Raw genomic sequence first — 13548 nt, forward strand, 5'->3', positions numbered from 1 at the left:
CCCCTCACCCCTCACCCCTCACGGTCTTCTCAAGCGGCCGGTTCTACACCCCCGACCGCCGCGCCCGCTTCATCCCGACTCCGCCGCAGGCCCCGGCTGGACGGCTCGATGACGATTACCCGCTGGCCCTGAACACCGGCCGTGTCCGCGATCACTGGCACACGATGACCCGCACCGGTCTCAGCCCCCGGCTGGCGACCCATGTCGCCGAACCGTTCGTCGACCTGCATCCGCAGGACGCGCTGCTGTGCGGCGTACGCGAGCACGAGCTGGCGCGCGTGTCGTCGGCGCATGGCAGTTGCGTGGTCCGGGTGCGGCTGTCCGGCGAAATACCGCGCAAGAGCGTGTTCGTGCCGATTCACTGGAACGGGCAATTCGCGTCTGATGCCCGGGTCGGCAAGCTGGTCAATCCGGTGGTCGATCCGGTGTCTGGCGAGCCCGAGTTCAAGCACACGCCGGTGCGCGTCGAGCCATTCGGGGTCGCCTGGCATGGCTTTGCGTTGAATCGCGATTCCGATGCGGCCGGCGTCTCGTCGCTGACGTCGCAGGCCGCCTGGTGGACGCGCATCACCGGCGACGGCGCCAGCCGCCATGAACTGGCCGGGCGATACGCCGACGGCAGCTGGTCATCACGCGCCCGCGTGATGCTCGGCGTGGACGATCCTGACGCCGACTGGCTCGAATACGAGGACATCACCGCTGGAATCTTCCGCGCCGCACATGTCATCGATGGTCGGATCACCGCCTGCCTGTTCGTCTCGCCGCGCCCGGACTTGCCGTCGCGGGCTTGGCTGTCCAGCCTGTTCGAGAAAGATCAGCTAGCGCCAGAAGATCGCGTTGGACTGCTGATCGGCGAGCCGCTGAGCCGCCACGACGATGCCGGCGCCACGGTCTGCTCCTGCTTCGGTATCGGACGCAAGACTATCGAAGCGGCCATCAAAGGCGGTTGCGCCACGCCGGCGGAACTCGGGGCGAAGCTCAAATGCGGTACCAACTGCGGATCCTGCGTACCGGAGCTCAAGACGGCGATCGCCGAACATCAGGCTTGGGTCCGCACGCGAGCGGGCGCCTGACTGATCTGGCCCCGGTGCCAACAATTCGGCGTTCCGACCAGAACGACGGACAAAAAAAACCCCCTGTTGCAGGGGGCAAGGTGCGAGAAAGGCACGAGGCCTTTCTGGAGGAGCCATCCACACCGCGTTCGAGTTCTTGTTCGCGCTGTGTCAGTGATCTTTGTTGCAGCGCACTATACGGACGTTCGGGGAGGTCGTCAAGCGCTTCGTTGAAAATCAATGTCAACCGAAACAATGCTTTATCGCAACTGCAATAAAATTGATGACGTTAGTGTCAAATTTTCGGGCGACCGCGAGAGAGGCGTTTCGCGAAGCCCGGATTGCCGATTGCGTCGTTCAATGAACAGCAGGAACCGTGCCGTTCTGCCGGCACGGCTCGCACCGGGGTGAGTGAAATGCCGGTGCGGACGGTTTCGCCCGCCGAACGGCAGCTCAGCGCGTGGCGCTGGCCGGCGTCGCCCAGGCCCGCAGCTGGGCGATCTGCGATTCGTCGAGCACCAGCTGCTCGCGCAGGCACAGACGCAGGACGTTGTCGATCAGTTTCTGACCCAGACTGACCGCATCGTCCGGGCCGTGACCGAAATAGTGACCGCCGAGCAGGATGCCGGACAGCACGAAGCTGACGTCGCTGCGGCTGATGCCGTAGCCGGCGTCGCGGCAACGATCGCGCACGCGCTTGCCGGTCTGGGTCAGGTTGAACGGATGCTCGGCGACATCGGCGGCCAGACAGTCGAGCAGGAAGCCGATTTCGGCCGAGGTCAGCAGCGGCAGGCCCATCGCGGCGTTGACCTGCAGCAGCAGCGGCCGGTGCGGATCGGCCGCGACGTCGTGGCTGCGGCTGTCCGGCGCGCCGGCATGCGGCATCGGCATGCCCGGCAGGGCGATGTAGCCGCCGGCGGTCGACCAGTCGATCACCAGCGGCCGCAGATCCAGCGCTTCGAGGAAGCGGCGGAACGTGCCCTTGCCGCCCCAGTCCGCCGAGATCGGCCCGCACTGCGCGATGGCGATCTGGGCGATGCGGCCGCAGGCGACCGGCCGGCGCGCGCGCTCGACCTCGGCCCGGATCAGGTCGGCCAGCGCCACCGGATCGAAGCTGACGGCCGGGGCCGCGGTGTCCGGATCGTCGCCTGACCCCTCGGCACGGCGATCGGTCGGGCCGGTGTCGTCGCCAGCCCCGTCGCCGGCGTCGTCGGCTTCGTCGAAGCCGAGCCCGCCGCGCACGAATTCGTCCTGGTCGATCAGCAGATCGGCCGAGGCCTGATACGCGGCGGACGGGAAACCGATCGCCAGCACGGTGGTGCGGCGATCCCAGCGCCGCAGCTTGCGCAGCACCGGCGTGAAGTCGGCATCGGCCGAGAACACGATGAATTCGTCGTAATGCACCTCGTGCTGCAGCAGATCGACGATGTCCAGCACCATGTGGATGTCGGTGCTGGTCTTGCCTTCGCTGGTCATCGGCGGGCAGTCGATGATCTCGAAGCCGGCCCGGTTGAACGCCGGGCGGAAGCGCTGGTAGGCCTGCGGATTCAGATAGCAGCGCCGCACCAGCAGGCGGCGGCTCGATGCCGCGCCGGGCGGCGCATGTGGTGGCGCCGGCAGCGATCGCGTCAGCCATTCGATCCAGCGCATCGGCTGCTGGGCGAAGCGATCGGCGATTTCCGGGTCCAGCCGACGGAGACCGGAGTAGACGTTGTCGAAATCGACGAACAGCGCGCTTTTCATGGGGAATTCGGGGGTTCGGGAGGACATTCCGGGTCCGTGCAGGGTCGTCGCGAATGCTGCGGGCGGCCTGCCGACTGCCCGCATTCTAGGCGGTCGATCCATCGGGAATGGCGCGTGGCCGGATTCGACGCCCGGAGGCGGCATGCCGCAGGCGCCGCGTCGGTCGTTGCGGCGCCCAAAAAAAGAACGGCGGCGCTGTCTGCGCCGCCGTTCCGGACCTTCCGATCAGACGTTGACGGTCAGTTCGATGCCGTCCGCAGCGCGCTGGCCTTCGGTGCCGGCAGGTCGAAGCGATCGAGCATCATCACCTTGTTCCATGCGGCGACGAAATCGCCGAGGAACTTGTCGCGACCATCGGCGGCGGCGTAGACCTCGGCGATGGCGCGCAGCTCGGAGCTGGAGCCGAAGGCCAGATCGACCGGCGTCGCCGTCCACTTGAGCTGGCCGGACTTGCGATCGGTGCCCTCGTAGATGCCCTCGCTCTTGGCCGACTTGCGCCACTGCGTGGACATGTCGAGCAGGTTGACGAAGAAGTCATTGCTCAGCGTGCCCGGCTTGCGCGTGAACACGCCATGCGCGGCCTGGCCGGCGTTGGCGTTCAGCACGCGCAGGCCGCCGACCAGCACCGTCATTTCCGGCACGGTCAGGGTCAGGCGATTGGCCTTGTCGACCAGCATCTCGGCCGGCGAGCGCTCGGCATCCTTCGCGAAGTAGTTGCGGAAGCCGTCAGCGGTCGGTGCCAGCGCGTTGAACGATTCGACGTCGGTCTGGGCCTGCGCGGCATCCATGCGGCCCGGCGTGAACGGCACCTGCACGGTCTGGCCGGCCTGCTTCGCCGCCTGCTCGATCGCCGCCGCGCCGCCGAGGACGATCAGATCCGCCATCGACACGGTCTTGCCGCCGGTGGCCGTCTGGTTGAACGCCTTCTGGATGCCTTCGAGCTTCTTCAGCACCTTGGCCAACTCGGCCGGATCGTTCGCTTCCCAGTCCTTCTGCGGCGCCAGCCGGATGCGCGCGCCATTGGCGCCGCCGCGGGCATCGGTGCCGCGGAAGGTCGAGGCCGAAGCCCAGGCCGTGCGCACCAGTTCCGGGACGGTCAGGCCGGAGGCCAGCACCTTCGCCTTCAGCGTCGCGATGTCGCCGGCGTCGATCACCGGATGATCCAGCGCCGGAATCGGGTCCTGCCAGATCAGCGTTTCCGCCGGCACCTCCTTGCCGAGATAGCGGGCGCGCGGGCCGAGGTCACGGTGGGTCAGCTTGAACCATGCCTTGGCGAAGGCCAGCTCGAACTCCTTCGGGTTGTCCTTGAAGCGCTCGGCGATCTTGCGGTAGCTCGGGTCAAACTTCAGCGCCAGATCGGTGGTGAACATGATCGGCGCATGTCGCTTGGCCGGGTCATGCGCGTCCGGCACGATCTGAAGCTGATCGGCGTTCTTCGGCACCCACTGCGTGGCACCGGCCGGGCTCTTGGTCTGCACCCAGTCGAATGCGAACAGGTTGGTCAGGTACTGCGTGGTGAACCGCGCCGGGCTCGACGTCCAAGCGCCTTCGAGGCCGCTGGTGATGGTGTCGCCGGCATTGCCCTTGCCGCAGCTGTTCTTCCAGCCGAGGCCCTGCTGCTCGATGCCGGCGGCGGCCGGCTCGGCACCCACGCACTTCTCCGGGTTGCGCGCGCCGTGGGCCTTGCCGAAGGTGTGACCGCCGGCGATCAGCGCCAGCGTTTCCTCGTCGTTCATCGCCATGCGGCCGAAGGTTTCGCGAATGTCCTTCGCGGCCAGCAGCGGATCCGGCACGCCGTTCGGGCCTTCCGGATTGACGTAGATCAGGCCCATCTGCACCGCCGCGAGCGGCTTCTCGAGCTTGCGATCGCCGGTGTAGCGCTTGTCGTCGAGGAACTTCGTTTCCGGGCCCCAGTAGACGAGATCCGGCTCCCAGTCATCGACGCGGCCGCCGGCGAAGCCGAAGGTCTTGAAGCCCATCGATTCCAGCGCGACGTTGCCGGACAGCACCATCAGATCGGCCCACGACAGGTTGCGGCCGTACTTCTGCTTGACCGGCCACAGCAGGCGCCGCGCCTTGTCGAGGTTGGCGTTGTCCGGCCAGCTGTTCAGCGGCTCGAAGCGCTGCTGACCGCCGCCGGCACCGCCGCGGCCATCGGCCGTGCGATAGGTGCCGGCGCTGTGCCAGGCCAGGCGGATGAAGAACGGCGCGTAGGTGCCGTAATCGGCCGGCCACCAGTCCTGCGAAGTCTTCAGCACGGTGGCGATGTCCTGCTTCACCGCGTCGAGATCGAGGCTCGAAAAGGCTTCGGCGTAGTTGAAGCTCGGGCCGAACGGGTTCGACTCGACCGTGTGCTGGCGCAGCGGCGACAGGTCCAGCGTCTGCGGCCACCAGAACTGGTTGCTGCGGGCCGGGCCATCGGCCAGCGCGCCGTTGGCGCCGAGCAGCGGCGTGGCGGTCAGCGCGAACGCGGCCAGCACGGTGCAGGTCTTCCGCAGCAGCGCGCGGGATGCAGCGCGGCGCGGGATTGTTCGATCGTCGCGAATGCGGGTCGATGCGTGAGTGCTTGTCATGAGACTCCTCCATGGATGCGGATCGATACGGATTGATTCCGTACCAGCCGCGAAGCCTAGGGAGCCGTCGGCGCCGGGGGAAATTGCATTTTCCGAGCCCCCGGATAGCGAAAGATCATCGGTCTATCGCAGCCGATTTCCGCCGGCACGCGGCAGCGCCGTCAGCGCCCCGGGTGGTAGACGCGAACGGCATGCTGCGCGATGTCCGCCGCCTCGAAATGCACCGGCCGCAAGGCACCGGCGGCGTAGCGTTCGGCCTGATCGTTGAAGTGCGGCGAGGCCGGGTCACCGCTTTCGCCACCGGCCGTGACTGCCCAGGCGCGAAGCTTCGGCCCGAACTCGACCACGGCGACGAAGCTGTTGCCATTGCTGCCGTAGTAGCGCTTCGTGCCGTTCTCGCGCTGCGCGCCGTACGACGCCAGCGAACCCCAGTGACCGGAGGCGAATGGCACCGGCAGGCTCGGCTGCTTGTCGTCGAACGTCGCCTTGATCGCGTTGCTCAGGCGCTGGAAGCGGTTGATCTCGCTCCACGGCGTGGCCCACTGGCCGAAATCGCGCTTCAGGATCGTGACCGCGCTGGCCAGCCCTTCGAGTTTCTCGGCCGGCGTGACCTCGGTGGCCAGCGCATCGACCAGATTGCGGCCACGGAGGCGGGTCTGGATGTCGATGTCCTGCCGCAGGCCATCGGCCCAGAACACGGCGAGCGACTGCGCCACCGAATCGGTGGCCCAGCGGTGATCCCAGTCGCGCAGCATCTTGATCGGCTCGGCCAGCGCCACGCGCTGGGCATCGTCCTTCGGGAGCGCGTCGTACGCGGCGACCAGCAGCGGCATCAGCCGGGCAAAGCCGGGTTGATGGCTGTCGTAGGCGGTGGCGATCAGGCGCTCCGGCGTGAAGTCGCGCGTGCCGGTCAGCAATGCATCGGCGTGCAGGCCGCGGGCGTTCTCGCCGAAGCGATCCATGTAGCGCGGATAGTCGGCGGCCTTCGGGCTGTCGACGCCGGCCGCACTCCACGGCTGGTCGTTGGTGTTGCGGACCCAGCCGATCGCGGGCCGGATCGCGTTCGGCAGGCTGCCGATCGCATGCAGGCCGCGCCAGTCCGTGGCCGGATTGCTGCCATCGACCGGGCGGCTGTAGTCGTAGCCGTCATCGCGAATCGGCACGAACTGCGGATGCAGGTAGGCGACCTCGCCGGTGTCGTCGGCAAAGATCGTGTCGTTCGATGAATTGGCGCGGCGCGCGGCCACATCGAGGAAGGATTTCAGATCGCGGGTCCGGGTCCGCAGCCAGCTTTGCTCCAGCGCCGGAATCGGCTTCCACATCAGCGCCGTGCTGATCCACTGGCCGCCGCGGGCCTCGACCACCGGGCCGTGGTGCGTGTGCCAGGTGGTGAAGCGGCGGCGGCCGAGCGTGCCGTCCGGCTTGCGGTAGGCAATCGTCACCGGCTTGGGCGTCACCGGGCGCAAGGTCTGGCCGTACTGGTAGTACCACTGACTGCCGCGCTGGACGACGGTTTCGGCGAACTCGTCGATGTTGTCGATGCCGGACGAGGTGTGCATCCAGCCGGCATGGGCGTTGAAGCCCTGATAGATGAAGAACTGGCCCCAGGTCGAAGCACCATACGTGTTCAGGCCCTCGTCGCTGCGCAGATGCAGTTCCGAGCGGAAATAGAAGCTCGTGTGCGGATTGATCAGCAGCAGCGCGTGGCCATCGACCGTGTTCTTCGGCGCGATCGCGATGCCGTTGGAGCCGCGCGGCTCGTGCAGCGCAAGGCTCGCTTCCTCGATCGGCGCTGCGATCTCGGTGGCGCCATAGAAGCGGGCGAGACCGGCGGTGGAAATGGTTTCGATGTCGCCGCCGATGCTGCCTTCGGTGAACGACAGCGCCATCCACGGCTCGAACCGGGTCAGCACCTTGGGCTGGGTCTGCGGGTGCGTCGCCAGGTAGTGGTTCAGGCCATCGGCCCAGGCCGTCATCAGCACGCGCAGCCACGGCGGGCTTTTGCCGTACAGCGCCTGCAGTTCCGTGGGATCGACATACAGCCGCTGACGCAGATCGCTCCAGATCGCCGCCTCGCCATCGGCCTCGGCCGTGCGGCCGAGCGCGGTCAGGTAGTTCGCCTCGATCCGCCCGAAATCATCTTCCGCCTGCGCGTAGATCGCGCCGAACACGGCGTCGGCATCGGTCTTGCCGACGACATGGGCGATGCCCCATTCATCGCGCGTGATCGTCACGCGCGCCGCCGTGGCCCGCCAGCGCGCCTGCTCGGCCGCTGACACGGGCCGCGTGGGGGCTTGGGTCTGAGTCTGGGTCTGGGTCTGGGCTTGGGCTTGGGCCTGCGCGGGGGCGGCCAGTGCAAGCATCAGCGCAAGCGGCAGCGCCCTCGGAAAACGGATCGACAGCCTGTGCAGCGGCATTCGGGTCATGGGCAGGCAGTTTTCGGGCGGCGGGCCGGGCGGCCGGGACGGTTGCTTCGCGGACCGAAACCATCGCACAGACCGTGCGCGGATGGCGGCAATCGCCGACCGAGACGGTGGAACCGTCGCATCAACACGCCGAAGCGTCCGCCCCGCATCGCGGCCGTCAATTGCTTGCGTTAATCGACACGGTAAGAAAATGCCATTTGTTGCGTTGCACCATTCGGTGTACAACAGTGCACTGAATTGATTCCGGAGCACCTCATGTCGTCTTTCCTGGCGGTCTTCGAAGCGGTTGTCCTGACCTCGGTCGCCGTGCCGCTCGCGCTGCAGGCCGCGTTCATCGCGGCCGACGCCGTCGCCGATGCCCGCGCTGCCGCCAGCACCCGGCCTGCGGCCACGCCACGACCCACGGCACGCCCGGCGGTGGTCGCCACCGCAGCCGCGACGACCGCAGCGGTCGAGATCGAACCGCTGCGCCGCGCGGCCTGATCCCGTCGCAGCCCGCGGTCAACGCCGGGACGAACCGCCGCCACGGGCCGCGGATCGGGGCGACTTCCGCGATCATGGTCGGCCGGCGCAGCCCCCATTGCGCCGGCCCATCCACTGCCTGACCGCCCATCCGCATGTCGATCGTCCTGACGCCGTTCGCCCGTCCCCGCCTGTTCCCGAAGACGCCGCGCGCGAACACGATCCAGGACATCACGCCGGCGGAGTTCGTCGCGCATCTGAACCGCGAGCCGCCACTGGCCGTGCTGCCGGGCTACGCGCCGTTCTGCCAGCTGCACGTGCATCGCAACTGGACCCGCACGCGCTGCCTGACGGTGCCGATCACCGATGACAACCGGCATCTGCTGCGTTCCGGCTACGAGGCCCGCAACCGCGACGAGCTGCCGGTGCTGACGCGCTGGTTCGAAGGCGTGATGGCGCCGGTGGCCGATTATCTGGTCGTGATCCTGTACGACCGCGCGCAGCTGGCGAAGGAAGGCGAAGTCATCGACGGTGCCTGGAACTGGGGCATCGTCGGCTGTCTGGCGACGTCGGAACCGCAGGACATCCCGATGGCGCCGATCACGATGATGCGCAATGCCCTGGGCGTGGCCGAAGGCGGCTCCGGGGTCGCGATCGATCGTGCCGCGTACCAGCGCAGCGTCGACTACTGGGAACGGCACGCGAACTGGCGCGCGCCGGCCTGATCAGCGCGGTGCCGCGTCCGGCGGCAGGCCGACGACACCGGCCAAGACCCGGGCACTGGCCCGCACCAGCACCGGCCGCGGCGTGCGGTAATCGGTCAGCAGCCAGTGCATCGCGGACTGGCTGATCGCGCCGATCAGCGCGATCGCCAGCACTTCCGCTTCATCGTCCGGCACCTGCCAGCGCGGGAACAGCGTGCGTGACAAGGTCAGGATCAGCCCGGCGAACTGCTGGATGCGGCCGTGGTACGCGGCATCGATGCGCGGGCTGACGCCAAGCACTTCGAGCCAGCAGATGCGGGCCACGCGGGAGTTCTCGAGCGCTTGGAAGAAGGCATCGAGCGCCGCCTCGATCATCGCGCCCGGTTCGGCCGGGCTGGCAGCGCCGAGCGCGCGAATGACCCGCGCCTGGATGTCGTCCATCGACTCGCGATAGATCGCGTCGAGCAGCGCTTCGGTATCGGTGAAGTTCTTGTAGAAGTAGCGGTCGATCAGGCCGGCCTGCTTGCACAGCATGCGCACCGTCGTTGCGCGGTAACCCACCGTGCCGAACAGCTCCAGTCCGGCGTCCATGAACTGCCGGCGCTGCCGCGCCAGCCGTTCGGCCGCGCTTTCGCCGCCGTAGGTCCTGCCGCTGTCGTCGTCCCTGCGTCGCGTCGTCATGGCGCTATTTGACGACGCTCGCCATCAGATTGTAAAGTGATGGCAGTTGTCATCACATCAATCCTCGGCCCTTCCGGTCCGGACACGCAGGCAGACATGAACGCATATCAGGTGGTCATCATCGGCAGCGGCTTCGGCGGGCAGTGCGCCGCAATCCGGCTGCTCGAACAGGGCATCCACGATTTCCGGATCCTCGAACGCCGCGCGTTCATGGGCGGTACCTGGTGCCAGAACAGCTATCCAGGTGCGGCGGTGGACGTGCAGTCGCCGCTGTACTCGATCTCGTCCGAGCCGTACCGCTGGTCGCAGATGTTCGCGGAGCAGTCGGAACTCGAGCGCTACACGAACGAGGTGATCGACAAGCACGGCCTGCGCGACAAGACCACGACCGGCGCGAATGTCGAGCAGGTGCGCTGGGACGATGCGCGCAAGGTCTGGATCATCGAGACCACCGGCAGCGGCACGTTCGAGGCGCAGATCCTGATCAACGCGTCCGGCCCGCTGAGCACGCCGGTGATCCCGAACTTCCCCGGCCGCGACACGTTCGCCGGCAAGTCCTTTCACACCAACGCCTGGGATCACGCCTACGACTACCGCGGCAAGCGCGTGGCGATCATCGGCAGCGGCGCGAGTGCTGCGCAGGTGATTCCGGCGATCGCCGACAAGGTCGGCGCGCTGCATGTATTCCAGCGCACGCCGCACTGGGTGCTGCCGCGCCCGGATCGCAAGTTCTCGCCGTTCGAGCGCCGCCTGCTCGGCATCAGGCCGCTGTACAAGGCGCTGCGCTGGGCGATCTACTGGGGTCTCGAAACGCGCGTCGTCGGTTTCAAGTATTCCAAGCGCGCGCTGAACCTGTTCGCGCAGCGCGTCGCCGAGAAGAATCTTGAAAAGCAGGTGCCGGATCCGGTGCTGCGCCGGAAGCTGACGCCGGATTTCACCATCGGCTGCAAGCGCATCATCCTGTCGAGCACGCTGTATCCGGCGCTGGTGCGGCCGAACGTCACGGTGCATGACAAGACGCAGGGCATCGCCCGTATCAACGAGCGCGGCATCCTGACGCAGGACGGGCAGCAGGTCGATGTCGACCTGATCGTCTGGTCCACCGGCTACGACGCCACCGATGGCGTGATCTCGTATCCGGTGATCGGCAAGGGCGGCACGCCGCTGGCCGAGGTCTGGAAGGAATACCCGCGCGCCTATCTCGGCACCGCGATTCCCGGCTTCCCGAACCTGTTCGTGGTCACCGGCCCGAACACCGGCATCGGCCATACCTCGGCGATCTTCGTCATCGAATCGCAGATGAACTACATCGTCGACAGCCTGAAGCGGCTCGCGAAGTCCGGGGCGAAGTCGATCGAGGTGACGCCGGAAGCCGAAGCGGCCTACACCGGGATGATCCACTCGGAAATGGAGAAGACGGTCTGGAAGTCCGGCGGCTGCACGAGCTGGTACCAGAGCAAGAGCGGCCACGTGATCGCGATGTTCCCGGGCTTCAGCTTCACCTATCGCCGGCTGGCCAGCCGCTTCCAGCCGCAGCACCACGTGTTCGCCTGAGCCACGCGCGATGAAGCACTTCCGCAACAAGATCGTGGTGATCACCGGCGCCGGTTCCGGCATGGGCCGCGCGTATGCCCTCGAATTCGCGGCACTCGGCGCGCACCTGGCACTGAACGATTACGACGCAAAGGGATTGGCCGAAACCGTCGATCTCGTCAGCGCGCAATCGCCGCAGGTACGCCTGCACAGTGCCGCGTTCGACGTGTCCGATCGCGCGGCCGCGTTCGCTTTCGCCGAGGCCGTGCAGCGCGCGCTCGGCAATGCCCACGTGATCATCAACAACGCCGGCATCGAAGGGGCATCGAAGCCGGTGTGGGCGACGCCGATCGACGCCTACGAGCGCGTCATGCGGATCAACTTCTTCGGCGTCGTGCACGGCACGCAGGCCTTCCTCCCGCAGCTGCTCGCGAATGGCGAAGGCGCGGTGGTCAACGTGTCGAGCATCTTCGGGCTGATCGGCCCGCCGAACCACTCGGACTACAGCGCCGCGAAGTTCGCTGTGCGCGGCTTCACCGAAGCGCTGATGGTGGAACTGCACGACAGCCCTATCAGCGTGCATCTGGTCCATCCGGGCGGCATCGCCACCAACATCGCACGCGCCGAGGGCTCGAAGGACTTCGCGCGGAAGTACCTGTCGACACCGCCGCAGGCGATCGTCCGCCACGTCATCCGCTGCATCGGCCGGCGCCAGCCGAAGATCGTCTTCGGACGCGATTCGTTGAAGACCTGGCTCGGCGCCAATCTGGTGCCGCTGCGCCTGCTGAACCCGATCATCTGGCGCGACATGAAAGGCGTCATCGACCGCAGCGATTACCCGGCGACGAAAGCCGCCGCCCAGCCGCGCCGGGAGCGCACCGCATGAAGACCGTTCTCAAGGTCCTGGCCGCGGGTCTGCTGATCGCGGGCGCCGGCGTTGCCGCGACCTCGCCGCGCGTCGGCGAGTGGATCTATCACGACGGCGGACAGCTCGAAGCCCGGCTCTACGGTCTGCACAGCGAGACCGTCGACATTGGCGAGATGTCACTCGCGATCTACCGCGGCGGTGCCGGCGAAGGCCGCGAAACGCTGGTGATGCTGCACGGCTACAGCGCCGACCGTCAGGTCTGGCCGCGCTTCGCGAAGCATCTGATCGACCGCTACGACATCGTCATTCCGGACCTCGCCGGTCATGGCGATTCGCCGTTCGTCAGCGGCATCGACTACGGCGCACCGGCGCAGGGCGAGCGCGTGATCGCGCTGCTTGATGCGCTGAAGATCGAGCGCGCGCACGTCATCGGCAATTCGATGGGCGGCTTCATCGCGGCGCATCTGGCGCTGCGCCATCCGGATCGCATCCTGAGCGCGACGCTGATCGATCCCGCCGGCGTGCTGGCGCCGACGCCGAGCGAGGCCGACCGCCTGATCGAGGCCGGCCAGAACCCGTTCGAAGTGCAGGATCGCGCCGCCTTCGACCGCTTCTATCCGATGACGATGCACCGCGCGCCGTGGCTGCCGGAATCGGTGCTGGCCGCCGTGGCGCAGCGCTACATCGACCGCCGCGCAGCGCTGGCCGAGATCAAGCGCGGCTTCTATCACCGCGACATGCTCGACACCCGGCTCGGCGAGATCCGCGTGCCGGTGCTGCTGCTGTGGGGCCGCGAGGATCGCTTGCTCGATGTCAGCACGGCACCAATCTGGGCCGCCGGCATTCCGGGCGCGGAAGTCGAGATCTTCGATGGCGTCGGCCACATGCCGATGGTCGAAATTCCCGAAGCCGCGGCGGCCCGCGTCGCCACCTTCCTGTCCAAGCCGCGCACCTGAGTCGCGGCCACCTGCGAGGAGTCATCCGATGGAATTCACTGCCGAACACATCCTGCGCGCACCGCTCGACAAGGTGCTGACGATGTACAGCGATCCGGCGTACGCGCCGCGCAAGTATCAGGAACTGGGCCTGCGCGACATCGAAGTCGTCCGCACGTCGAAGGACGACGGCCGCTTCGAGATCGCAGTGCGCTTCAAGCGCAAGGCCAGCATCGAGGTGCCGAAGATGGCGCAGAAGTTCGTCGGCGGCAGCGAATGGCTGCAGGCCCAGCAGACCGACACCTGGGACCTCAAGGCCCGCACCGGCCGGCTCGATGTCGTCATCGACGCGTTCAAGGGCTTCGCCACGATCCGCTGCGACATGAAGCTCGAGGCCCATCCGGAAGGCGCGATCAACCGCATGCGCTGGACCATCGAATGCGCCGTGCCGCTGATCGGCGGCACGCTCGCCAAGTTCCTCGCACAGGACATCCAGAGCAAGACCGCCGAAGACGGCGCGCTGGCCAACCGGCTGCTGGCCGGCTACTGACGCCGCGCGCCGGTGGCCGGC

11 protein-coding genes are annotated in these 13548 nt (G+C 67.3%); 7 read left to right on the forward strand and 4 right to left on the reverse strand.

Going from position 1 to position 13548, the window contains the following annotated elements; genetic code table 11:
• Positions 1 to 1073 (forward strand): molybdopterin dinucleotide binding domain-containing protein (locus QZ951_RS18585; protein ID WP_293003339.1); only part of this gene is annotated, 1073 nt, incomplete at its 5' end.
• A 432-nt stretch (positions 1074 to 1505) separates the two neighbouring features.
• Here the strand turns inward: QZ951_RS18585 and QZ951_RS18590 are convergent.
• From QZ951_RS18590 to QZ951_RS18600, 3 genes are all read right to left on the reverse strand, one after another.
• The gene (locus QZ951_RS18590; RefSeq protein WP_293003341.1) at positions 1506 to 2795 is read right to left on the reverse strand and encodes an NYN domain-containing protein; all 1290 of its coding nucleotides are present in this window, start codon (positions 2793 to 2795) and stop codon (positions 1506 to 1508) included.
• 239 nt (positions 2796 to 3034) lie between these two features.
• Entirely contained in the window at positions 3035 to 5296 is a 2262-nt protein-coding gene (gene katG / locus QZ951_RS18595; protein WP_366943987.1) for a catalase/peroxidase HPI, read from the reverse strand.
• Between the two features lie 233 nt (positions 5297 to 5529).
• Complete coding sequence (locus QZ951_RS18600) at positions 5530 to 7794, reverse strand: penicillin acylase family protein (RefSeq protein ID WP_293003345.1); 2265 nt, start codon at positions 7792 to 7794, stop codon at positions 5530 to 5532.
• A 255-nt stretch (positions 7795 to 8049) separates the two neighbouring features.
• Between QZ951_RS18600 and QZ951_RS18605 the strand changes: the two genes are divergently transcribed.
• Positions 8050 to 8277, forward strand: coding sequence for a hypothetical protein (locus QZ951_RS18605; RefSeq protein WP_293003347.1), 228 nt, complete (start codon positions 8050 to 8052; stop codon positions 8275 to 8277).
• A 134-nt stretch (positions 8278 to 8411) separates the two neighbouring features.
• Complete coding sequence (locus QZ951_RS18610) at positions 8412 to 8981, forward strand: DUF3228 family protein (protein WP_293003350.1); 570 nt, start codon at positions 8412 to 8414, stop codon at positions 8979 to 8981.
• Here QZ951_RS18610 and QZ951_RS18615 read toward each other — a convergent pair whose 3' ends face one another.
• Complete coding sequence (locus QZ951_RS18615) at positions 8982 to 9641, reverse strand: TetR/AcrR family transcriptional regulator (RefSeq protein WP_293003352.1); 660 nt, start codon at positions 9639 to 9641, stop codon at positions 8982 to 8984.
• A 96-nt stretch (positions 9642 to 9737) separates the two neighbouring features.
• Here QZ951_RS18615 and QZ951_RS18620 point away from each other — a divergent pair, with 96 nt between their 5' ends.
• The 4 genes from QZ951_RS18620 to QZ951_RS18635 are packed head-to-tail and all read left to right on the forward strand — an operon-like array spanning position 9738 to position 13527.
• Positions 9738 to 11195, forward strand: a complete 1458-nt coding sequence (locus QZ951_RS18620; RefSeq protein ID WP_293003354.1) for an NAD(P)/FAD-dependent oxidoreductase — start codon at positions 9738 to 9740, stop codon at positions 11193 to 11195.
• Between the two features lie 10 nt (positions 11196 to 11205).
• Positions 11206 to 12060, forward strand: coding sequence for an SDR family oxidoreductase (locus tag QZ951_RS18625; RefSeq protein ID WP_293003356.1), 855 nt, complete (start codon positions 11206 to 11208; stop codon positions 12058 to 12060).
• The gene (locus QZ951_RS18630) at positions 12057 to 12998 is read left to right on the forward strand and encodes an alpha/beta hydrolase (RefSeq protein ID WP_293003358.1); all 942 of its coding nucleotides are present in this window, start codon (positions 12057 to 12059) and stop codon (positions 12996 to 12998) included. The genes QZ951_RS18625 and QZ951_RS18630 overlap by 4 nt, the downstream gene beginning before the upstream one ends.
• Before the next feature lie 28 nt (positions 12999 to 13026).
• A complete protein-coding gene (locus QZ951_RS18635) occupies positions 13027 to 13527 on the forward strand; it encodes a DUF2505 domain-containing protein (protein ID WP_293003360.1) in 501 nt (166 codons plus the stop codon).
• The last annotated feature ends 21 nt before the right edge of the window (positions 13528 to 13548 follow it).

Origin of the sequence: Nevskia sp., assembly GCF_021732705.1 — a bacterium.
Lineage (GTDB): Bacteria > Pseudomonadota > Gammaproteobacteria > Nevskiales > Nevskiaceae > Nevskia.